Origin of the sequence: Citromicrobium bathyomarinum (assembly GCF_021021475.1) — a bacterium.
GTDB classification, from domain to species: Bacteria; Pseudomonadota; Alphaproteobacteria; order Sphingomonadales; family Sphingomonadaceae; genus Alteriqipengyuania; species Alteriqipengyuania bathyomarina.
In genome coordinates this window covers 491,258-510,615 of record NZ_JAINWL010000002.1, presented here as the reverse complement: position 1 = coordinate 510,615, position 19,358 = coordinate 491,258, and the positions used below count along the sequence as shown (strand labels likewise).

At 66.3% G+C, this 19,358-nt stretch carries 18 protein-coding genes; 7 read left to right on the top strand and 11 right to left on the bottom strand.

Annotation, left to right across the window (positions count from 1 at the left end):
* Positions 1-2: 2 nt before the first annotated feature.
* The 6 genes from bchM to bchF are packed head-to-tail and all read right to left on the bottom strand — an operon-like array spanning position 3 to position 8,584.
* Positions 3-725: a magnesium protoporphyrin IX methyltransferase gene (gene bchM / locus K7H93_RS10440; RefSeq protein WP_230783550.1), complete on the bottom strand. Its 723-nt coding sequence runs from the start codon at positions 723-725 to the stop codon at positions 3-5.
* Complete coding sequence (gene bchL / locus K7H93_RS10435) at positions 725-1,612, bottom strand: ferredoxin:protochlorophyllide reductase (ATP-dependent) iron-sulfur ATP-binding protein (protein WP_230783549.1); 888 nt, start codon at positions 1,610-1,612, stop codon at positions 725-727. Before bchL ends, bchM begins: the two co-directional genes overlap by 1 nt.
* Before the next feature lie 10 nt (positions 1,613-1,622).
* Positions 1,623-5,165, bottom strand: a complete 3,543-nt coding sequence (gene bchH, locus K7H93_RS10430; protein WP_230783548.1) for a magnesium chelatase subunit H — start codon at positions 5,163-5,165, stop codon at positions 1,623-1,625.
* Positions 5,155-6,750 (bottom strand): ferredoxin:protochlorophyllide reductase (ATP-dependent) subunit B, encoded by a 1,596-nt coding sequence (gene bchB, locus K7H93_RS10425; protein ID WP_230783547.1) that lies wholly within the window; start codon positions 6,748-6,750, stop codon positions 5,155-5,157. The genes bchH and bchB overlap by 11 nt, the downstream gene beginning before the upstream one ends.
* A 2-nt stretch (positions 6,751-6,752) precedes the next feature.
* Positions 6,753-8,048 (bottom strand): ferredoxin:protochlorophyllide reductase (ATP-dependent) subunit N, encoded by a 1,296-nt coding sequence (locus tag K7H93_RS10420; protein ID WP_230783546.1) that lies wholly within the window; start codon positions 8,046-8,048, stop codon positions 6,753-6,755.
* Positions 8,045-8,584 carry a 2-vinyl bacteriochlorophyllide hydratase gene (gene bchF, locus K7H93_RS10415; protein ID WP_269060192.1) on the bottom strand — a complete coding sequence of 180 codons (540 nt, stop codon included), beginning with the start codon at positions 8,582-8,584 and terminating at the stop codon, positions 8,045-8,047. Before bchF ends, K7H93_RS10420 begins: the two co-directional genes overlap by 4 nt.
* Before the next feature lie 214 nt (positions 8,585-8,798).
* Between bchF and K7H93_RS10410 the strand changes: the two genes are divergently transcribed.
* The 7 genes from K7H93_RS10410 to K7H93_RS10380 all read left to right on the top strand — a co-directional run bounded on the left by K7H93_RS10410 (position 8,799) and on the right by K7H93_RS10380 (position 15,373).
* Positions 8,799-9,665, top strand: coding sequence for a cobalamin B12-binding domain-containing protein (locus K7H93_RS10410; protein ID WP_230783544.1), 867 nt, complete (start codon positions 8,799-8,801; stop codon positions 9,663-9,665).
* A gap of 18 nt (positions 9,666-9,683) precedes the next feature.
* Positions 9,684-11,114 (top strand): transcriptional regulator PpsR, encoded by a 1,431-nt coding sequence (gene ppsR / locus K7H93_RS10405; protein WP_230783543.1) that lies wholly within the window; start codon positions 9,684-9,686, stop codon positions 11,112-11,114.
* A gap of 68 nt (positions 11,115-11,182) precedes the next feature.
* Entirely contained in the window at positions 11,183-12,085 is a 903-nt protein-coding gene (gene chlG / locus K7H93_RS10400) for a chlorophyll synthase ChlG (RefSeq protein ID WP_230783542.1), read from the top strand.
* Positions 12,085-13,419 (top strand): BCD family MFS transporter, encoded by a 1,335-nt coding sequence (locus K7H93_RS10395; RefSeq protein ID WP_230783541.1) that lies wholly within the window; start codon positions 12,085-12,087, stop codon positions 13,417-13,419. The genes chlG and K7H93_RS10395 overlap by 1 nt, the downstream gene beginning before the upstream one ends.
* On the top strand, positions 13,416-14,609 hold the full coding sequence (locus K7H93_RS10390; RefSeq protein WP_230783540.1) for a geranylgeranyl diphosphate reductase: 1,194 nt from the start codon (positions 13,416-13,418) through the stop codon (positions 14,607-14,609). The genes K7H93_RS10395 and K7H93_RS10390 overlap by 4 nt, the downstream gene beginning before the upstream one ends.
* Positions 14,610-14,622: 13 nt before the next feature.
* On the top strand, positions 14,623-15,102 hold the full coding sequence (locus K7H93_RS10385; RefSeq protein ID WP_230783539.1) for a TspO/MBR family protein: 480 nt from the start codon (positions 14,623-14,625) through the stop codon (positions 15,100-15,102).
* A 1-nt stretch (position 15,103) separates the two neighbouring features.
* Positions 15,104-15,373 (top strand): hypothetical protein, encoded by a 270-nt coding sequence (locus K7H93_RS10380; RefSeq protein WP_230783538.1) that lies wholly within the window; start codon positions 15,104-15,106, stop codon positions 15,371-15,373.
* 66 nt (positions 15,374-15,439) lie between these two features.
* Here K7H93_RS10380 and pufM read toward each other — a convergent pair whose 3' ends face one another.
* The 5 genes from pufM to bchZ all read right to left on the bottom strand — a co-directional run bounded on the left by pufM (position 15,440) and on the right by bchZ (position 19,356).
* The gene (gene pufM / locus K7H93_RS10375) at positions 15,440-16,369 is read right to left on the bottom strand and encodes a photosynthetic reaction center subunit M (protein WP_230783537.1); all 930 of its coding nucleotides are present in this window, start codon (positions 16,367-16,369) and stop codon (positions 15,440-15,442) included.
* A gap of 15 nt (positions 16,370-16,384) precedes the next feature.
* On the bottom strand, positions 16,385-17,209 hold the full coding sequence (pufL, locus tag K7H93_RS10370) for a photosynthetic reaction center subunit L (protein ID WP_029140363.1): 825 nt from the start codon (positions 17,207-17,209) through the stop codon (positions 16,385-16,387).
* A gap of 130 nt (positions 17,210-17,339) precedes the next feature.
* On the bottom strand, positions 17,340-17,528 hold the full coding sequence (gene pufA / locus K7H93_RS10365) for a light-harvesting antenna LH1, alpha subunit (RefSeq protein ID WP_010236080.1): 189 nt from the start codon (positions 17,526-17,528) through the stop codon (positions 17,340-17,342).
* Positions 17,529-17,606: 78 nt separating this feature from the next.
* A complete protein-coding gene (gene pufB / locus K7H93_RS10360) occupies positions 17,607-17,771 on the bottom strand; it encodes a light-harvesting antenna LH1, beta subunit (protein ID WP_010236081.1) in 165 nt (54 codons plus the stop codon).
* 124 nt (positions 17,772-17,895) lie between these two features.
* A complete protein-coding gene (gene bchZ / locus K7H93_RS10355; protein ID WP_230783536.1) occupies positions 17,896-19,356 on the bottom strand; it encodes a chlorophyllide a reductase subunit Z in 1,461 nt (486 codons plus the stop codon).
* Positions 19,357-19,358 lie beyond the last annotated feature (2 nt).

The following is a 19,358-nucleotide window of genomic DNA, read 5'->3' as shown; positions in this document are numbered from 1 at the left end:
GCTCATCCGCGGCGGACCAGTTCGATCGCGTGGCTGATGTAGAACCCGCTGGAAACCCGCTCGCTGCGAGCCACGCGCCAGTCGGGCAGGTGGCTTTCCAGCTGTGCGCGCAACCTGTCTTCCAGGATCGGGACCAGCCGGGGCGACCGGTCGCTGCGCGGGAACAGCTTGCCCGCCTGGTACATCGCGAACAGCAGCGGCGTCCGCGGCACGAAGGTGAACAGCATCGAATGCGAGGTCCGCTCACCCAGCTCGGCCAGCGCCGCGACCAGATCCGCCTCGCGGTAGTGGATCAGCGAGTCCATCGCCACGACATGCGCGAACTCGCCCAGCGCGGGGTCGAGCATGTCGCCCGCGCGCCAGGCGATCCTGCCATGGCCGAGGAACGATGGCTCGCGCCGCCGCGCCACTTCGACCAGCCCCGCGGCAACGTCGACCGCGGTCATCTCCGCGCCGCGGAACGCCGCTTCGACGCTCAAGGCACCGGTGCCGCACCCGGCATCGAGCACGCGGGTGCGCCGCAGGTCTTGCGGCAACCATGACAGCAGAGTCTGACGCATCGCATCGCGCCCTGCCCGCACGGTCGCGCGAATCCCGCTGACTGGCGCGTCCGAGGTCAGGTCGATCCACGCCTTCTGCGCGGTGCTGTCGAAATAGGTCGCCAGCCTGTCGCGATTGAGATCGTAGGGCGTGGCCCCACCCTGCTGAATTGCATGACTTGCCATCACTCGAACCCCAGAAAATCGAAGATATCGCGATCCTTCATCGCGGTGGCGTCCTGCGGATCGACACCGTCCCACAGCAGCTGCGCAAGGCGCAGATATTCGTTCTGCGCGGCGAGCACTTCGGGGCTGTCGTCCATCTCGAACAAGGTGCATTTCTTCAGGCGGCTGCGACGGATCGCGTCGAGATCCTGAAAATGCGCCAGCCGCTGCATGCCGATCTCGTCGCAGAAGCGATCGATCTCGTCGGTCTCGCGGCTGCGATTGGCGACCACCCCGGCGAGGCGCACATCGTAGTTCTTGGCCTTCGCGCCGATCGCGGCGACGATCCGGTTCATCGCGAAGATGCTGTCGAAATCGTTGGCAGCGACCACCAGCGCGCGTTCGGCATGTTGCAGCGGCGCGGCAAACCCTCCGCACACCACGTCGCCCAGCACGTCGAAGATCACCACGTCGGTGTCTTCGAGCAGGTGGTGCTGCTTGAGTAGCTTGACCGTCTGGCCAACGACATATCCGCCGCACCCGGTGCCCGCTGGCGGCCCGCCCGCCTCGACGCACATCACGCCGTTATAGCCTTCGAACATGAAGTCCTCGGTCCGCAGTTCCTCGGAGTGGAACTCGACCTGTTCCAGCGCATCGATCACCGTCGGCATCAGCTTCTTGGTCAGCGTGAAGGTGCTGTCATGCTTGGGATCGCAGCCGATCTGCAGCACCCGGTGGCCGAGCTTGCTGAACGCCGCGGAGAGGTTGGACGAGGTGGTCGACTTGCCGATCCCGCCTTTGCCGTAGACGGCGAAGACCTTCGCGCCCTTGATCTTGTCGCTCGGGTCGAGCTGGACCTGGACGGAGCCGTCGCCGTCCGGCGGTGCCTGTGTCGCGGCGTCTAGCATCATAGTCTCCTCATTCGGCCGCGACCACGCCTTCGAGCCGATCTTCCAGATCGTCGCTCGCCGCACGCAGTGCTGCCAGTGTGTCGTCGTCGGGTTCCCAGAGCTTGCGCTCGCAGGCTTCGAGCAGGCGGTTCGCCACCCGCGCGGATGATTTCGGGTTGAGCGCGGAAAGCCGCGCGCGCATCGCTTCGTCGAGCACGAAGGTCTCGCTGATCTGCTGGTAGACCCACGGCTTCACATCGCCGGTCGTCGCCGACCAGCCGAGCGTGTTGGTCACGTGCATTTCAACATGACGCACGCCTTCGAAGCCGTGCTTGAGCATGCCTTCGTACCATTTGGGGTTGAGCGTGCGGGTGCGTGTTTCGAGGTCGATCTGTTCGCCCAGCGTGCGGACCTTGGCCGCCCCGTGCGTCGCGTCGAGGATATAGACCGGCGCTTCCTGGCCGCCCTTTGCGCGGGCGATGGCGCGGTTCATCCCGCCCAGCCCGTCGACATACTGGTCGAGATCGGTGATCCCGACCTCCACGCTTTCGAGGTTTTGATAAGTGAAGTCGACGCTGGCGAGCGCGGAGGCGAACAGTTCGCGGCGCTGCACCGGCGCGCCCTTGGGACCGTAAGCATAGCCCTTGTGCGTCTCGAACGCGTTGGCCAGCTCGTCCGGATCGGTCCACACGCCGCCGTCGATCAGCTGGTTCACGTTCGCGCCATAGGCCCCCTCGGCATTGGAGAAGACGCGGAGGCTGGCGGTTTCGACGTCGCAGCCATGCGCCTCGGCAAAGGCGAGGCTATGCTTGCGCACAAAGTTCTGCTCGACCGGCTCGTCTGCGATGGTCGCGAGCCACGCGGCTTCGGCGAGCATGCGGGTCTGGAGCGGCAGCAGGTCGCGGAAGATGCCCGAGAGCGTTGCGACCACGTCGATCCGCGCGCGGCCCAGCTCGTTCAGCGGGATCAGTTCGGCCCCGCTGAGGCGACCATAGGAATCGAGCCGGGGACGCGCGCCGATCAGCGCCATCGCCTGCGCCAGCTGCGTGCCCTCGCTCTTGAGGTTGTCGGTGCCCCACAGCACCATCGCGATACTCTCGGGCGCTTTGTCTTTCGTAGCGCGGTGACGGGCGAGCAGTTGCTCGGCCTGCCGTGCGCCTTCGGCCACCGCGAAGCTGCTCGGGATGCGGAAGGGATCGAAGCCGTGGATGTTGCGCCCGGTGGGCAGGACGTCCGGGTTGCGTAGCAGGTCGCCGCCGGGCGATGGCAGCACATAGCCACCATCGAGCGCATGGATCAGCGCGGACATCTCGTCATTGGCATCGAGCTTGTCGGCTAGAGCATCGCGGTCCGCATCCGCGTCGGCGCACTCGATAGCGTCGAGCAGGGTTTCGCGCTCCTCGCCTTCGGGGTTGGCACCGAACACGTGCAACCCGTGCGGGATCAGCGTGCGCTCTAGCTCGTAGAGACGGCCCGAGAGGTCTTCGATATCGCCCATGAAAATCTCGAGCGTGTCGCAGGCATCGGCGATCATCGCCTCGACCGATGTGCGTTCCTCCGCGTCGGTCGATCCGCGCCAGCGCTCGGTCAGCGCCTTAAGGTCGGCAAAGCCCTTGTAGAGGCCCGCCTCGGCCAGCGGCGGGGTGAGGTAGCTGATCAGCGTCGCCGAAGCGCGCCGTTTGGCCAGGATGCCCTCGGACGGATTGTTGGCCGCGTAGAGATTGAAGTTGGGCAGGTCGCCCAGCAGCCGCTCGGGCCAGCAATCCCTGCTCAGCCCCGACTGCTTGCCGGGCATGAATTCGAGCGCGCCGTGCGTGCCGAAATGCAGCACCGCATCCGCGCCGAAATCGCGCCGGATCCAACGGTAGAAAGCGGAGAACGCATGCGTCGGGGCGAAGCCGCCCTCGAACAGCAGCCGCATCGGATCACCCTCGTATCCGAAGGCGGGCTGCACGCCGACGAAGACATCGCCCAGCTCGATCCCGTAGATGTGGATCGCCGAACCGTCCGCCTGCTGCTTGCCCGGCGCAGGGCTCCACTGCGCTTCGATCTCTTTCAGGTGCGGCTCGGCGCGGACATGCTCGTCCGCCGGAATGCGCGCGGCGACATTGGCGTCGGCGCAGAACATGTCCGCGTTGCCGTGTAGCACCGCGTCGCGCAGCGCGTCGATGCTCTCGGGCACATCGACCGCGTAGCCTTCGGCGTCGAGCCGGACGAGCGTGGCGTGGAGCGACTCGAACACCGCAAGATGCGCGGCCGTGCCGGTCGCGCCCGAATTGGGCGGGAAGTTGAAGATGACGATCGCCAGCTTGCGGCTTGCCCGCGCGGACTTGCGCAGCGTGACCAGCTTTGCGGTCTTCGCCGCAAGCGCGGCGGCGCGCTCCGGATGACCGCGCATCGCACGCACCGGGCCTTCGGCATCGTCGCTGCGCCCACCGAACAGGCTGGGCGCGATCGCTCCGTCGAGTTCGGGGATTGCGACCATCATCGTGGTTTCGAGCGGCAGGAGTCCCAGCCGGCCCTCGGCCCAGGACTCCAGCGACTGAAACTCGATCGGGTGCGCCGCGATATAGGGCAGGTCGAGGCCGGACAGCGTTTCCACCGCCGCCGCCGTGTCGTTATAGGCAGGCCCGCCGACCAGCGAGAAGCCCGTCAGGTTGACGATCGCATCGACCGACGGCTTGCCGTCCTTGACGAAGAATTTCTCGATCGCAGGCCGCGCGTCGAGACCGGCGGCGAAGGCCGGAACGACCTCCAGCCCGGCAGCCTCCATCGCCGCGATCACGCCATCGTAATGCGCGGTGTCGCGGCCCAGCAGGTAAGAGCGCAGCATCAGCAGGCCGACCCGCCCATGCGCGCCCTTCAGACGCGGCAGCAGGCGCGCGCTTTCCGAAATCAGCTGGTCGGTGCGCGGATGATATACGCCGACCTCGGGATATTCCTGCGGCGCGTCGGCATGGGTCGCCCCGCGCCGTGCCTCGCGCTCGCCAGCGGCGTACCGGTCAATCAGCGCGCGCGCCATGGCGACCACGTTGTCGTCCGACCCGGCGAGCCAGTATTGCAGCGTCAGGAAATAGGCGCGCACATCCTGCGCGGTGCCGGGGATGAATTTGAGGATCTTGGGCAGCCGGCGCAGCATCTTCATCTGGCCAGCGCCCGAGCTGGCGCCCGGCTTGCCCGAGCCGCGCAGCTTCTTGAGCAGCGCGAGCGGGCCCTTGGCAGGCGCATCCATGCGATAGCCGCCCATCCGGGTCAGCTTCACCACTTCGCCCGCCGACATCAGACCGAGCATCGCGTCGCAGTCTTCGCGGCGAGCCTCGAGCGCGGGCATGATCGCGCGGACATGGTCGTCGAGGAACAGCATCGTCGCGATGACGATGTCGGCCTGCGCGATATCGCTTTCCGTCTGTTCGAGCGATCCGGGTACCCGGTCCCAGTCGGACGCCGCGTGGAGCACGATTTCGATATTCTCGTCCGCCAGCCGCGCGCTCGCCCGCTCGACCGCACCCTTGAGGTGGTTGTCGAGCGTCACGATGACGACACGCGTCTGGGGGAGCGCGCTAGCGGGCATAATGCGCCTTCGCATCGTACAGCGTCTCAAGGTCGATCGCGGCGCGGCCCTGCTCGGCGGCGAAGCTCTCCGTGTTCCGCTTCGCCTTGCCGCGCACGAAGAATGGGATTTTCTTCAGCTCGGCCTCGGCCTCTGCGGTCCAGAGCGTATCTTCATCGTCACCCCGGACTTGTTCCGGGGTCCAGTCTTCCTCCTGGATGGCCGGTGCCATTGGCGCACTGGATGCTGAAACAAGTTCAGCATGACGAGAAGGCGAATGGGCAGACAGGTGCGAGGCCCCCGCGGCGTCGGAGAATTCGAAATCCTCGCGGAACATGGTCAGCAGGTGCTCTTCCAGCCCCATGACCAGCGGATGCACCCAGGTGTCGAACAGCACGTTCGCGCCTTCGAAACCCATTTGCGGACTGTGGCGCGCGGGGAAATCCTGCACGTGGACGGGGGCCGAGATCACCGCGCAGGGGACGCCCTGCCGCTTGGCGATGTGGCGTTCCATCTGCGTGCCCAGCACCAGCTCCGGCGCAGCGGCGGCGATCGCGTCCTCGACCTCCAGATGATCGTCGGTGATCAGCGGCTCGACGCCATACAGCTTGGCCGCATCGCGCACTTCGCGGGCGAATTCGCGGTTGTAGCAGCCGAGCCCGACCACCTCGAAGCCCAGTTCTTCCTTCGCGACCCGCGCGGCGGCGACCGCATGGGTTGCATCGCCGAACACGAACACGCGCTTGCCCGTGAGATACGTCGAGTCGACCGAACGGCTCCACCACGGCATGCGCGACTCGCCATCCGCAAGCGCAGGCTCGGGATCGACGCCAGCCAGCGCCGCGACCTCTGCGATGAACTCGCGCGTTGCACCGACGCCGATGGGAATGGTCTTGGTGCGCGGCTGCTTGAATTCGCGCTCCAGCCAGCGGGCGGCGCTGTCGCCGATTTCGGGATAGAGCACGATGTTGAAGTCCGCCGCGCCGATCCGGGCGATGTCGGCGGGCGAAGCGCCCAGCGGCGCTACGCAGTTCACATCGATGCCGAGCCGGTTGAGGATACCACGCACTTCGCGCACATCGTCGCGATGACGGAAGCCCAGAGCTGCGGGGCCGAGGATGTTGACCAGCGGCTTACGGCCATCACGCGAGGCGGGGCGCACATCGCGGTCCGCGATATGACGCACGATCTGGTAGAAGGTCTCGCCCGCGCCCCAGTTTTCCTTGCGCGAATAGCTCGGCAGTTCGAGCGGGACGACCGGGCACGGCAGGCGCATCGCCTCGGCCATACCGGCGGGATCGTCCTGGATCAGCTCGGCGGTGCACGAGGATCCGACCAGCATCACCTGCGGGTCGAACCGCGCGTAGGCATCGCGCGCGGCACGCTGGAACAGGTCGGCGGTATCCTTGCCCAGATCGCGCGCCTGGAAGGTGGTGTAGGTGACCGGCGGGCGCGCATTGCGCCGCTCGATCATCGTGAACAGCAGGTCGGCGTAGGTATCGCCCTGCGGCGCGTGGAGCAGATAGTGGACCCCGCGCATCGCCGTCGCGACCCGCATCGCGCCGACATGAGGAGGTCCCTCGTAGGTCCAGACAGACAGCTGCACCGCTACACCTGCAACACGTCGCGGCGGCGCAGCGGGCGCGCAAAGAGTTCGGCGAGGTCGCCCGCCTGTTCGAACCCGTGGATGGGCGAGAAGACCAGTTCGATCGCCCACTTGGTAGAGAGCCCTTCGGCCTCCAGTGGGTTGGCGAGGCCGAGGCCGCACACGGTCAGGTCCGGCCGGTCGGCGCGCACCCGGTCGAGCTGGCGGTCGACATCCTGCCCTTCGCTGATCCGGGTGCTTTCAGGCAATTGCTCCAGATCGCGGGCGACCAGCTTGCGGTTGAGATAGGGCGTGCCGACCTCGACCGGCTCCATGCCGAGTTCGGTGGCGAGAAAGCGCGCGAGCGGCACTTCGAGCTGCGAGTCGGGCAGGAAGCTGATCCGCTTGCCCGCCAGTTTCTCGCGATGGTGTTCGAGCGCGCGTTTGGCCCGCTCGCGGCCCGGCGCGATGACGCTGTTGGCGTGCATCTCGTCGATCCCGAAAGCCTGCCCCGCCGCCTTGAGCCATGCGGTGGTGCCCTCGGCACCGAACGGGAACGGCGCGTCGATCCGCTGCGCGCCGCGCGCCTCGAGCGCCTGCGCGGTCTCGCCGAGGAAGGGCTGCGCCAGCAGCACGCGCGTATTCGGCCCGACCGCCGGAAGACCATCCGCCGTGCGTGCAGGCAGCACGCCGACATTCTCGATCCCCAGCTGGGCGAACAGGCGCAGGAACTGGTCCTCGACGATGTCCGGCAGCGATCCAACCAGCAGCAGCTGCGGTGCGGCATCGGGCGCGCTCGTGGGCATGACGGGGACGAGCGAGGCGAGGCAGGCATCCTCGCCTTCGGTAAAGGTCGTTTCGATCCCGCTTCCCGAATAGTTGAGAATGCGGACCTGGCCTGCATGCTTTGCGCCGAGTCGCTCTGCCGCTTTGCCAAGGTCCAGCTTGATAACCTCGGAGGGGCACGAGCCGACCAGGAACAACTGCTTGATCTCGGGACGGCGAGTGAGCAGCCGGTCGACCACGCGGTCCAGCTCTTCATGGCAATCGGCCATGCCCGCCAGATCGCGCTCTTCGATGATCGCGGTCGCGAAGCGCGGCTCGGCGAAGATCATCACACCTGCCGCCGATTGCAGCAGATGCGCGCAGGTGCGCGATCCGACCACGAGGAAGAACGCGTCCTGCATTTTGCGGTGCAGCCAGACGATGCCGGTGAGCCCGCAGAAAACCTCACGCTGGCCGCGCTCGCGGAGCACCTCGCGTTCGGGAGGTGCGCCGCAGCCGCTATCTGCGGGGAGCGAGAATGCGTCGGCCTTCATGCCGGCACCGCCATTGGCTGCGCGGCAGGCTGCCCCGCGAGTCGCGCGGCGCGCAGCTTGAGGAGGAACTGCCCGGCATTGATGACGTAGGCGGCGTACCCGGCAAGCGCGACCAGCAGCCGCGTCTCGACACTACCGATCCCGCCGAAAAGCATCACCAGATAGGCCGTGTGCAGGCCGATCACGACCATGCTGAACACGTCTTCCCAGAAGAACGGCCGCGCGAACAGCCATTTGCCGAACACGACCTTCTCCCAGATCGAGCCGGTGATCATGATCGCGTAGAGCGCGAAAGTCTTGGCGAGGATGGAAAGCTCGGCGGCGAACGCGCCCTCCCCCGTCACCAACGTGCGCAGCACCAGCGCAAGACTGATGAGAAAGATCGCGAACTGCACCGGGGCGAGGACGCCCTGAACGATCGTCCACACGCTCGAGTCGCGGCGCACGCGTTCCTCCGGAGTATAGAGCGCAGCGGCCTGCGGACGTGTGGTCACGCCGGTCTTCAGGGCTGCTTCTGGCGATCCGTCGTGCGTCATACTGGCTTCGACGACCTCCTCTCTCGCGATGAAGACTAGGCCTCATTGCGCGAGAGTGTCAATCTCTCATGACGACAAGTAGATTGGACAGATGAGGATTTGCGCTTCTTCAACTTAAGGCGTACGCTTCTCTCAGCCCGGGCCGAGTGGCACTCGCAAACGCATGCCCGAGTCGACGCACTCCGCGCCGCTAACAGACTGGGGAGAGTCTGAAATGGCATCGGTATTTGGCAAGGGTTCCACCGCCTTCCGCAGCATGATCCCGAGCCCCCGGGGCTCGAGACGACGAGCGGAACAGGCCCACACCAGAGATCTGGTCGACATTGTCGAGCATCAGATGATTCCACGCCTGATGCTCGCGCATTCGCGCGAACGCCCGGCAACGATCGTCGAGGAGCGCGCTCCGATCACGCCCGACGATGCGGAAAGCTTCGCGGTCAATCTGCTCGAATGGGAGGCCGACCGCGCTCTGCTCGAAGTGGAAGCGCTGATGAGCGCCGGGCAGGATATCCGTTCCATCTTCCTCGACCTTCTCGCCCCTGCCGCCCGCAAGCTGGGAGTGTTGTGGGAAGAGGACGAATGCGATTTCGTCGAGGTCACCATGGGCCTGTGGCGCCTGCAGGAAGTGATGCGCGAGATCGCCTCGCGCACCCCGCCGGTCGAGCGCGCCATGCAAGCCCCTGCACGGGCACTGTTTTCCGCCATCCCTGGAGATCAGCACGGATTCGGTGCACTGATGATCGATGAAGTCTTCGCCCGCGCAGGGTGGGAAAGCGAAGCTCTGATCGATCCGCAGCGGCGCGAACTGCTCTCCGTGATTTCTCGCAAACCCTTCGATCTGGTGGGATTGACCGTAACAAACGATTGCCCTAGCTCCGCGCTCCAATCCCTGATCCGGGCGATCCGCACGGTTTCGTCCAATCCACAAACCTGCGTTATGATCGGTGGGCGGATGGTCAACGCCAACCCCGGCATCGCAGACGAGGTTGGCGCAGATGGTACGGCGAACGATGCCTTTGCGGCACTCGAACTCGCCGAACAGATGGTCGCGAAGACAGGACTAGTCCTTAACCCCACTTGATGAGGGGGCGAGTACCAGATGCTGACCAAGAAGCACCGCTCCGACGCGGATCGCAAATTCGGCAATCCCGCCGAGCATTTTCGCGCGCTCGACGCAGATTCCGCCCAACGCCTGGCCCTAGCGGCGGGCGACATCGCGCTCGTGCTCGACGATACCGGTCACATCCTCGACGTGTCGGTAGACGAGCGGGAGTTTCCCGATCTGGTGGAGTGGGCCGGGGCGAACTGGCTCGAAACGGTAACCATCGAAAGTCGTCCTAAGGTGATGGAAATGCTCGCCGCGGCGCGCAAGGGCGAAGCCGGACGCTGGCGGCAGGTCAACCACCCGACCAGCCAGGGCGATGTGCCGGTGCGCTACGCGCTCGTCAGCCTCAGCGAAGGGCGGCACCTCGCGCTGGGCCGCGATCTGCGCGACGCAGCCCGCACCCAGCAACGCCTGTTGCAGGTGCAGCAGGCGCTGGAGCGCGACTATATGCGCATGCGCCAGCTTGAAGCGCGCTATCGCATGCTGTTCGACCGTTCGCGCGAGGCAGTGCTGATCGTCGAGGCGGACAGCCACCGCATCCGCGAGGCGAACCCGGCAGCCTACAAGCTCGCCGGAGTGCGCCCCGACAGCCTGCAGGGCAAGAAGCTGGAGGGGCTGTTTCACAGCGGCTCGCGCGATCGGCTGGCGAACCAGCTGGGCTCCGCCCTTGGCGCGGATGCCGCCGCGCCGATCCCGGTCAGGCTCGCCAAGGGAAGCCGCGAAGCCGTGGTTACCGCGACCGGGTTCAGCCAGAATCGCCGCCAGTATCTGCTGCTGATCGTCAACCCGACGGACGAAAGCGCGCCTTCGGACGACCATGTGCTCGCGTCGGTGATCGAGGGAATGCCGGACGCCTTCGTCGTCGCCGACGAAGACATGCGTATCCTGCGGGCCAACGCGGCCTTCGTGGAACTGGTCGACGCCGCGAGCGAGGAGCAGCTGCACGGCCGCTCGCTCTCGCGCCTCATCGGTCGCCCCGGGATCGATCTGGACCTGATCGCGGGGCAGATGGAGAAGGAAGGCGTCGCCCGCAACGTATCGAGCGTCGTGCGCACGCTGAGCGGGACGGCGGAAGAGCCGGTCGAAATTTCCTCCGTCGCGACCGGCACCGAAAAGGACGGCGAACCGCGCCATTTCGGTTTCGTGATCCGGCCGATCGGCCGCCGCCTGCGCGATGTCAGCGGAGCGGGCGAGGAACTGCCCCGCTCGGTCGAGGAGCTGACCGATCTGGTCGGGCGCATGCCGCTGAAGGACATCGTGCGCGAAAGCACCGACCTGATCGAGCGTCTGTGTATCGAGGCGGCGCTGCTCTACACTTCGGACAACCGCGCCTCCGCCGCCGAAATTCTCGGCCTCAGCCGGCAGAGCCTTTATTCCAAGCTCAACCGCTATGGCCTGGGCAAGCAGGGCGAAGAAACCCGGTAGATTTTACCTGACAGATTGACTGTCAAAATGGTTTGACGAGGGCTGTGCCGAGGCATACGCTGCCCGGCATGGAACGTTCGGCGCTCCCCCTGAAAACGTCGCCGCCGCCTGCGGCTCGCGATGTCCTTGCGCTGCTCAAACCGATCACCTGGTTCCCCCCGATGTGGGCCTTCGCGGTCGGAGTCGTTTCCTCCGGCACCGCTGTCGACGGGCGCTGGCTGCTCGTCGCGGGCGGCGTGCTGCTGGCCGGACCGATGGTGTGCGGCACCAGCCAGGCGATCAATGACTGGTTCGACCGGCACGTCGACGCGATCAACGAACCCGACCGCCCGATTCCCTCGGGCCGGATCGCCGGTCGCTGGGGCCTGTTCATCGCCATCGCCGGCACGCTGCTCTCGCTCGCGCTCGCGGCGGCGCTTGGCCCGCTGGTGCTGGGTGCGGCGGTGATCGGGCTGGCGCTGGCCTGGGCCTATAGCGCCCCGCCCTTCCGGCTGAAGTCGAGCGGCTGGTGGGGCCCCGCCGTGGTCGGGCTGACCTATGAGGGGCTGAGCTGGTTTACCGGGGCGACGGTGATGCTGGGCGCAATGCCCTCCGCATCGGTCCTGACCGTGCTGCTGCTCTATTCGCTGGGCGCACACGGGATCATGACGCTCAACGATTTCAAGGCGGTCGAGGGTGACCGGGCGACCGGGCTGCGTTCACTCCCGGTCGTGCTCGGCGTGCGCCGCGCGAGCCTGCTCGCTTGTGCGACGATGGCAGGCGCGCAGGCGATCGTGGTCGCGCTGCTGCTGGCCTGGGGATTGACCCTGTCGGCGGTAATTGTCGCCGCACTGCTGACCGGGCAGTTCGCGCTCATGCCCAAGCTGCTGCGCAATCCAGCCCGGAATGCCCCGTGGTATGGCGCCACCGGGGTAACGCTCTACGTCCTCGGGATGCTCGCTGCCGGGCTTGGCCTCGGAGGCTACATCTGATGGGCAGCACCGCGTCGCATCCGTCCCCGACCGGTCTCGGCTGGATCGCGATCATCCGGCTGGGCCTGGTCCAGGCAGCAATCGGCGCGATCGTGATGCTGGCGACCTCGCTGCTCAACCGGGTTATGGTGGTCGAATACGCGCTCGCCGCGGCGGTCCCCGCCGGGCTGGTCGCGTGGCATTATGCGGTCCAGCTGGCGCGGCCACTGTGGGGGCACGGATCGGATCGGGGCCGCAGGCGCACGCCGTGGATCGTCGGCGGTATGGCGATGCTGGCAGGCGGGGCACTGCTGGCGGTGCGCGCGACGGTTATGCTGCCCGACTCAGCATTGCTGGGCGGCGCGCTGGCGATCTTCGCCTTCACCATGATCGGAGCAGGCGTTGGCGCGGCCGGCACCTCCATGCTGGCGCTGCTGGCCTCGGGAGTCGTGCCCGAGCGGCGCGCCGCCGCGGCGGCAGTTACTTGGACGATGATGATCGCAGGGATCGTGGTTGCCGCAGGCGTTGCGGGCGCCCTGCTCGATCCGTTCAGCGAGGCGCGACTGATCGGCGTTGCCGCAGGCGTCGCCCTCGCCGCATTCGCGCTCGCCTGCGCAGCGATCTGGCGGCTGGAGCCGCGCGCGATGCAGGATTTCTCCGATCGACCCCGCGGCGAGGTTCCCGGCTTCGCCGAGGCGCTGCGCGAGATCATGCAGGAGACCCCGGCGCGGCGCTTCACGGTGCTAATCTTCGTCTCGATGCTCGCCTATTCGATGCAGGACCTGATCCTTGAGCCCTTCGCGGGGTTGGTCTTCGGCATGTCGCCCGGAGAATCGACCAGCCTTTCGGGCACCCAGCATTCGGGCGTGCTGCTCGGAATGATTATCGCGGGCGTGGGCGGCAGCGCCTTTGCAGGACGGCTGCCCGTGGACCTGCGCGTGTGGATCGTCGCAGGCTGCACAGGCTCTGGCCTTGCGCTCGCAGGCCTCGCGATGGCGGCGCTGGCCGGGCCGGGCTGGCCGCTGAGCGCCAATGTCTTCGCCCTCGGCCTGTGCAACGGCGTGTTCGCGGTCTCCGCGATCGGCGCGATGATGGGTCTTGCCGGTGCCGGTGAGAACACCCGCGAGGGGGTGCGCATGGGCGTGTGGGGCGCAGCGCAGGCGATCGCCTTCGGGCTCGGCGGGCTGACCGGCGCGCTCGGCGTCGATGCGGCGCGCCACCTTATCGGCCGCGACGGCGCGGCCTTCCAGCTGATCTTCGCGATCGAGGCGTGCCTGTTCATCCTCGCCGCCGTGCTGGCGGTGCAGGCGACCCGCAGGGCGCCAATGGCAGACAAGGGAGTGGCGACGGCATGACTGAGACGGTTTACGACGCAGTGGTGGTCGGCGGTGGCCCCTCGGGAGCCACGATCGCAACCGACCTTGCCCGCGAGGGGCACCGGGTGCTGCTGCTCGACCGGGCGGGCCGGATCAAACCGTGCGGCGGCGCGGTGCCCCCGCGCCTGCTCAAGGATTTCGAGATCCCGCACCACCTACTGGTCGCCCGCGCCCGCTCGGCCCGGATGATCGCCCCGTCGAACCGCACGGTCGACATGCCGGTGGGTGAGATCGGCTATGTCGGGATGGTCGACCGCGACGTGTTCGACGAATGGCTGCGCGAGCGTGCGGCGGAAGTAGGCGCCGAGCGGCGCACGGGCACGTTCGAGACGATCGAGCGCGAAGAAGGCCAGCCGCCGACCGTGTGCTATCGCGAGCAGCGCGGCGGCAATATCCAGCGGGTGCGCACAAGGCTGGTGATCGGCGCGGACGGCGCACGCTCTGCGGTCGCGGCACAGAACATCGCCGGGGCCGAGCGGATGAAGTGCGTGTTCGCCTATCACGAAATCATCCAGTCGCCCGCGAACGACAGCGATCACTTCGACGCATCGCGCTGCGACGTGTTTTATCAGGGCCGCCTGTCGCCCGATTTCTACGCATGGGTGTTCCCCCACGGCGAAACCGCGAGCGTGGGCGTCGGCAGCGCGAACAAGGGCTTTTCGCTGCGTGGCGCGGTTGCGCGGATGCGCGGCGATCTGGGACTCGATGGCTGCGAGACGATCCGCCGCGAAGGCGCGCCGATCCCGCTCAAGCCGCTCAAGCGGTGGGATAACGGCGCTGACGTGATTGTCGCGGGCGATGCTGCGGGGGTGGTCGCTCCGGCCAGTGGCGAGGGCATCTATTACGCGATGATGGGCGGGCGCTGCGTGGCGCAGGCCGCCGCGCAGTTCCTCGCGACCGGGCAGCCTGCGGCGCTGCGCAGCGCGCGCAAGGCGTTCATGCGCGAACACGGCAAGGTGTTCTGGGTGCTCGGGATGATGCAGCACTTCTGGTATTCGAGCGACAAGCGGCGCGAGCGGTTCGTGACCATGTGCGCCGACCGCGATGTGCAGCAGCTGACTTGGGAAGCATATATGAACAAGCGGCTGGTGCGCGCGAAACCGGTTGCGCATGTCCGCATCTTCCTGAAGGATTGCGCCCATCTGCTGGGGTTGAAGGCACCCGCTTGAGGATACCGACGTAATGGGGCGCAGCTGGTTTTTGCCGATTCTGGTGGCGGGCATTGCCGCGCTTGGCGTGGCGATGCTGGGCGGCACGATCACCGATCTGGGCCCGTGGTATCAGTCGCTCGCCAAGCCGGACTGGACCCCGCCCGGCTACGTCTTCCCCATCGCATGGACCGCCATCTTCGCGCTGGCCGCGCTTGCTGCGGTGAGTGCCTGGCTCTCTGCCCCCAATGCCAACGCGCGCACCACCACGATCGGTCTGTTCGCGCTTAACGGCTTCCTCAACATCCTATGGAGCCTGCTGTTCTTTCGTCTGCAGAGGCCCGACTGGGCCTTCGCCGAACTGGTAGCGCTGTGGCTCTCGGTGCTGGTGCTGATCCTCTATTGCGGGCGCTTCTCGCGCCTCTCCGCACTGGCGCTGGTCCCCTACCTGATCTGGGTCAGCATCGCGGGCGCGCTCAACTGGAACATCGTCCAGCTCAACGGCCCGTTCTAGCATGGCCGCAGCCATGATGGAGGCGCTGTTCGCCAGCGGTCACGCAGCGGACATCGTGCTCGGCGTGCTGGCGATCGAAGCGCTAATCCTCGCCCGGCGCGGCTGGGCCTTTACCGCGATCATCGGCCTGATCGGACCTGCCGCGCTGATCGTGCTCGGCCTGCGCGCGGCCCTTGTAGACGCGGAGTGGTACTGGGTCTCGCTGCCGGTCGCGCTCGCCTTCCCGCTGCATCTGCTCGACCTGCGGCACAGGCTGCGCGCGACCCGCTGATCCCGAAACGACAAGAGCCCGACCACCGGGGCCGGGCTCTCGCGTGTCGGAGTTTGAAACCACGCGTCAGCGCGGCGGCGGGGCGTAGTGGTGCTCCTGCGCCCACAGGTACCAGTTGTCGACCACGGTGCCGGTCAGCAGGATGCCGATCCCGCCGGTCAGCGTGGTCAGGATGGCGAACCACCAGGCCCAGCGGTGGATCGATTCCATCGTCGCGTTGAAGCCCATGGTCCAGCGCCAGAACAGGCCAGCCCTTTCGGACGCGGTGCCGCGATCGGTAATCTGCTCGATCTCGCGCTCCCCGCCATAGCGGCTGACCGCCAGGATAGTGCCCCCATGCATCGCGAACAGCAGCGCGGATCCGTAGAGGAAAGCGATCGATAGCGCGTGGAACGGGTTGTAGAACAGGTTGCCGTAGATGAGCGAGAAATTGTTGGTCCAGTCGAGGTGCGGGAATATCCCGAAAGGCACCGCCTCCGACCAGCTGCCCATCAGCCCCGGGCGGATGAAGCCCAGCACCAGGTACAGCCAGATGGCGCTGGCGAAGGCCCAGCAGACGTGCAGGCCCATCCCCAGCGCTTTCGCGCGGCGGTAGGTCCGGGCCCACCACAGCAGGATCGACGTGGTCAGGAAGAACCCGGCCATGATCCACCAGCCACCTTCGGCCAGCGGGACGAAGGGCGAGAAGCCCCATTCAGGCCCCGGGGGGTCGAGCGAGAGCCAGAAGAACTCGCGCACGAAGGCCACCGGACTCCAGTTGACCGAGGCGAGCATGTTGAGCCCGATGATCTCGATCGCGATGAAGCCGAACAGCAGCGAGGCGACGCCCAGCCAGCCGAGATAGATCGGCCCCAGCTGCGCCTGGCCAAGCTTGCCGAACCAGTAGGCGTTGGAGTGGATCGGGATGCGCGGTTCGTCGGTGAAGGGAAGGTCTATGCCCATCTCGGCGGGCCCTTCAAGCTGCACCTGCGTGAAGATATTCTGGTAGCGTGCCATGACGTACTCCCTTCCTCAGGACCAGATCGGGATGCTGCGCCACCAGCTCCACCATTCGGGAAAGCTGCCCTGGTACAGCGGCCCGGCGAGGATCATGCAGGCCGCACTCCAGAACCCGGCGTTGAGCGCCAGCAGCAGGCCCAGCCGGTGGATGCCGATCGTGCCAATCGAATAGCCGACGAAATCGCGGAAATAGGTATCTTCGTACTCGGGCGACTTCACCTCCGTACCGCGCGGCACGTTGACTGCAGACAGGACCAGCGCACCGTGCAGCGCCAGCGCGAGGCAGGTCGTGAAGAAGAACGTGATCGCGACCATGTGCAGCGGATTATAGTGGAAGTTGACGTAGGAATATCCGGTGTTGGATACCCAATCGAGGTGGGTGAATATGCCGTAAGGAAAGCCATGGCCCCACGCCCCCAGCCATAGCGGTCGGATTACAACCAGTGTGGCATAAGCCAGAATGGCGAAGCTGAAGGCGACCGGCACGTGATAGCCCATCCCCAGCTTGCGGGAGATTTCCACCTGCCGCAGCGCCCATGAAACAAACGCGATCAGCGCGCACACAGTGATGATCTGCCAGTAGCCGCCAGCGTTGAGCGGCGCGGCGGCAAGCCCCGCATCGATGGGGGGCGGTTCGATGGAGATCAGCCACGGATTCCACGTTGGCCCCTGTGAGGCCGAAGCGAAGATCAGCAACGTGCCCAGCAACGCCGCGATCGCCGCGGTCACACCGAAGAACCCGACGTAAAATGGACCGACCCAGAAATCGAACAGGTCGCCACCGATCAGCGTGCCGCCACGCACACGGTATTTTCGCTCGAAGCTAAGGAGCGCCATAGGTCCATCCTTCCCGCCCCGTCACGCGGGGCTTCTAGGGTTCATCCCAGATACTCGTGCCGTGCCGCGCGAGCGACGCCGGCTGCGGGGACGGAAGTTCAGGCCCGCCCCCGTAACGTCCGGCGGGTTGCTAACCCGTCGTCGCCGGGCCTTCGACCGCCGCAGTGGTCGTCGCCGGGGCGGCACTTGCGCCATCCAGCCAGTTGTACCGGTTGGTGCTGAGCAGAATGAAGTGGATCAGCAGCGCGAGAACGAAGAGAAACACGAACAGGCCGGTAAGCGCCCTGCGCGGATCGAAAATGAGCCAGATTCTCCACATTTCATAATTCCTTTCATGTGGTTACGGCAGATGTGGCTCGCTGACGCCAACACGCGTCGGGCGAGCGAGGCGGATCGGTCAGAGCCAGGGCTTGTAGATCCACAGCGCGATGTGGGCGAGGACGGCGATCCCGGTGAAGCCCATGAAGGAACCGAGGAATATCTTGTGAAATTCCTTGGCTTCTTCCGGCGTCAGATAGGTCCGCAGACCGAAGCGATCATCGCCAGGTGTCGGATCGTTCATTGGTCAATCTCCAAACTTGCTGGACAAGGTGGGGCGTCGCCGCCCCGGCGGTATCCGCGTGAGAAACAGCTCTCCCCCACGAATTTCTGGGCCCGAAGCCGGGCAGATCGGATGGCCGCGCGGCTCACCGACCCGCTCCTTCGAGCAGGGCATCGGCAAGCCGGTCGGCGGTGACAGTGGTCTCGCCCGCGAGGCGGGCGGCAGCTTCGGCCGCATCGCGCCAGCGCTTGGCGGCGGAGATACGCACCAGCACGGGCTGTGCCTCCACGATCTGGTCGAGCCTGGCCTTGGCCGCAGGCTCCCAGCCCAGCGCAGCTTGTTTGCGCGCGGGGGTAGCCTCGGCCTTGTCCATGTCGGTGCCGAGCGGGAGGATGTGGAACAGCGCATCGAACAGCGCATTGCAAACCTCCTGCACGAGGTAGGTTGCGCCCGAATAGCCCATGAAGGGCGTTCCGGTGTGCCGCCGGATCGCCGCGCCGGGGAAGCTCGCCGGGATGAACTGGCCCTGCGGGCCGTGGCCGCGCCCTGCGACCTCGGCCATGTACATCCGCTCGTTATAGCTGCCGAACACGACCAGCGGCGGATTGGCGTGGATCGCCGCGCGAACGTCCTCGTTCTTGGGCTTCACGCCGGCGGAACGGGAAAAGGCGAAGCTGCACGGCAGGCCCATGTCGTCTTCGAGAAAGTGCCGGATTCCGCGCGCGTAGGTCTCGTTCGCGCAGATCCCGAAATTGGCGGTGCCGAAGAAATCCTGCGTGACCGAGCGCCACAGATCCCACAGCGGCTTGATCGTGGTGTGTTTTTCCTTCTCGATGAAGGGTTCCGGATCGAGCCCCAGTTCCTCGCCCAGCGCGCGCAGGAATTTGGTGGTCGAGGTCAGCCCGATAGGAGCCTGGAAGAACGGCCGCTCAAGCAGCTCGCACAGGTTGCGGCCATATTCGCGGTACATGCACACGTTGGCGTGCGCGTTGGCGAGCTTGCGCATGTCGGCGAGGTGGCTGCCGAGCGGGAAGACGCAGTTCACCTCCGCCCCGATCCCTTCGACCAGCCGGCGGATTTCGACCATGTCGCTGGCCATGTTGAACATGCCGTAAGCGGGACCGATGATGTTGACGAGCGGCTTCTCGCCCTCTTTCAACGCCTTGGCCTTGGGCATCTTCTTCGGCCCGAACTCGGTCCACAGCCAGCTGAGCGCACGGTCCGCACTCTCCCACTGGTCCTCGTCTATCGTGCGCGGCAGGAACCGGCGGATCGTGGTGCCTTCGGGCGTCACCCCGCCACCGATCATCTCGGCTATCGAGCCTGTGACGACCACCGAGGGCAGTTCGGGGTCGAGCGTCTTCCACGCGCGCTTCATCGCGGCTTCGGTGCCGGTCTTGCCCAGCTCTTCCTCGCCCAGCCCGGTGACGACGATCGGCAGTTCGTGCGGTGGCAGGCCGTCGGTGTAGTGCAGAACGCTGGTCACCGGCAGGTTTTCGCAGCCGACCGGGCCGTCGATGACGACCTGCAGGCCTTTGATCGCGGTAAAGACGTAAACCGCGCCCCAGTAGCCGCCGGCCCTGTCGTGATCGAGAACCAAGGTCATGC

Excerpts from the sequence above, each read along its gene's own strand:
- bchZ (WP_230783536.1), bottom strand. The coding sequence starts at position 19,356 with ATGACCTTGGTTCTCGATCACGACAGGGCCGGCGGCTACTGGGGCGCG.
- bchM (WP_230783550.1), bottom strand. The coding sequence starts at position 725 with ATGGCAAGTCATGCAATTCAGCAGGGTGGGGCCACGCCCTACGATCTC.
- bchL (WP_230783549.1), bottom strand. The coding sequence starts at position 1,612 with ATGCTAGACGCCGCGACACAGGCACCGCCGGACGGCGACGGCTCCGTC.
- bchF (WP_269060192.1), bottom strand. The coding sequence starts at position 8,584 with ATGACGCACGACGGATCGCCAGAAGCAGCCCTGAAGACCGGCGTGACC.
- K7H93_RS10380 (WP_230783538.1), top strand. The coding sequence starts at position 15,104 with ATGGCCGCAGCCATGATGGAGGCGCTGTTCGCCAGCGGTCACGCAGCG.
- K7H93_RS10390 (WP_230783540.1), top strand. The coding sequence starts at position 13,416 with ATGACTGAGACGGTTTACGACGCAGTGGTGGTCGGCGGTGGCCCCTCG.
- ppsR (WP_230783543.1), top strand. The coding sequence starts at position 9,684 with ATGCTGACCAAGAAGCACCGCTCCGACGCGGATCGCAAATTCGGCAAT.
- pufA (WP_010236080.1), bottom strand. The coding sequence starts at position 17,528 with ATGTGGAGAATCTGGCTCATTTTCGATCCGCGCAGGGCGCTTACCGGC.
- pufB (WP_010236081.1), bottom strand. The coding sequence starts at position 17,771 with ATGAACGATCCGACACCTGGCGATGATCGCTTCGGTCTGCGGACCTAT.
- K7H93_RS10410 (WP_230783544.1), top strand. The coding sequence starts at position 8,799 with ATGGCATCGGTATTTGGCAAGGGTTCCACCGCCTTCCGCAGCATGATC.
- pufM (WP_230783537.1), bottom strand. The coding sequence starts at position 16,369 with ATGGCACGCTACCAGAATATCTTCACGCAGGTGCAGCTTGAAGGGCCC.
- bchH (WP_230783548.1), bottom strand. The coding sequence starts at position 5,165 with ATGCCCGCTAGCGCGCTCCCCCAGACGCGTGTCGTCATCGTGACGCTC.
- K7H93_RS10395 (WP_230783541.1), top strand. The coding sequence starts at position 12,085 with ATGGGCAGCACCGCGTCGCATCCGTCCCCGACCGGTCTCGGCTGGATC.
- K7H93_RS10385 (WP_230783539.1), top strand. The coding sequence starts at position 14,623 with ATGGGGCGCAGCTGGTTTTTGCCGATTCTGGTGGCGGGCATTGCCGCG.
- pufL (WP_029140363.1), bottom strand. The coding sequence starts at position 17,209 with ATGGCGCTCCTTAGCTTCGAGCGAAAATACCGTGTGCGTGGCGGCACG.
- K7H93_RS10420 (WP_230783546.1), bottom strand. The coding sequence starts at position 8,048 with ATGAAGGCCGACGCATTCTCGCTCCCCGCAGATAGCGGCTGCGGCGCA.
- chlG (WP_230783542.1), top strand. The coding sequence starts at position 11,183 with ATGGAACGTTCGGCGCTCCCCCTGAAAACGTCGCCGCCGCCTGCGGCT.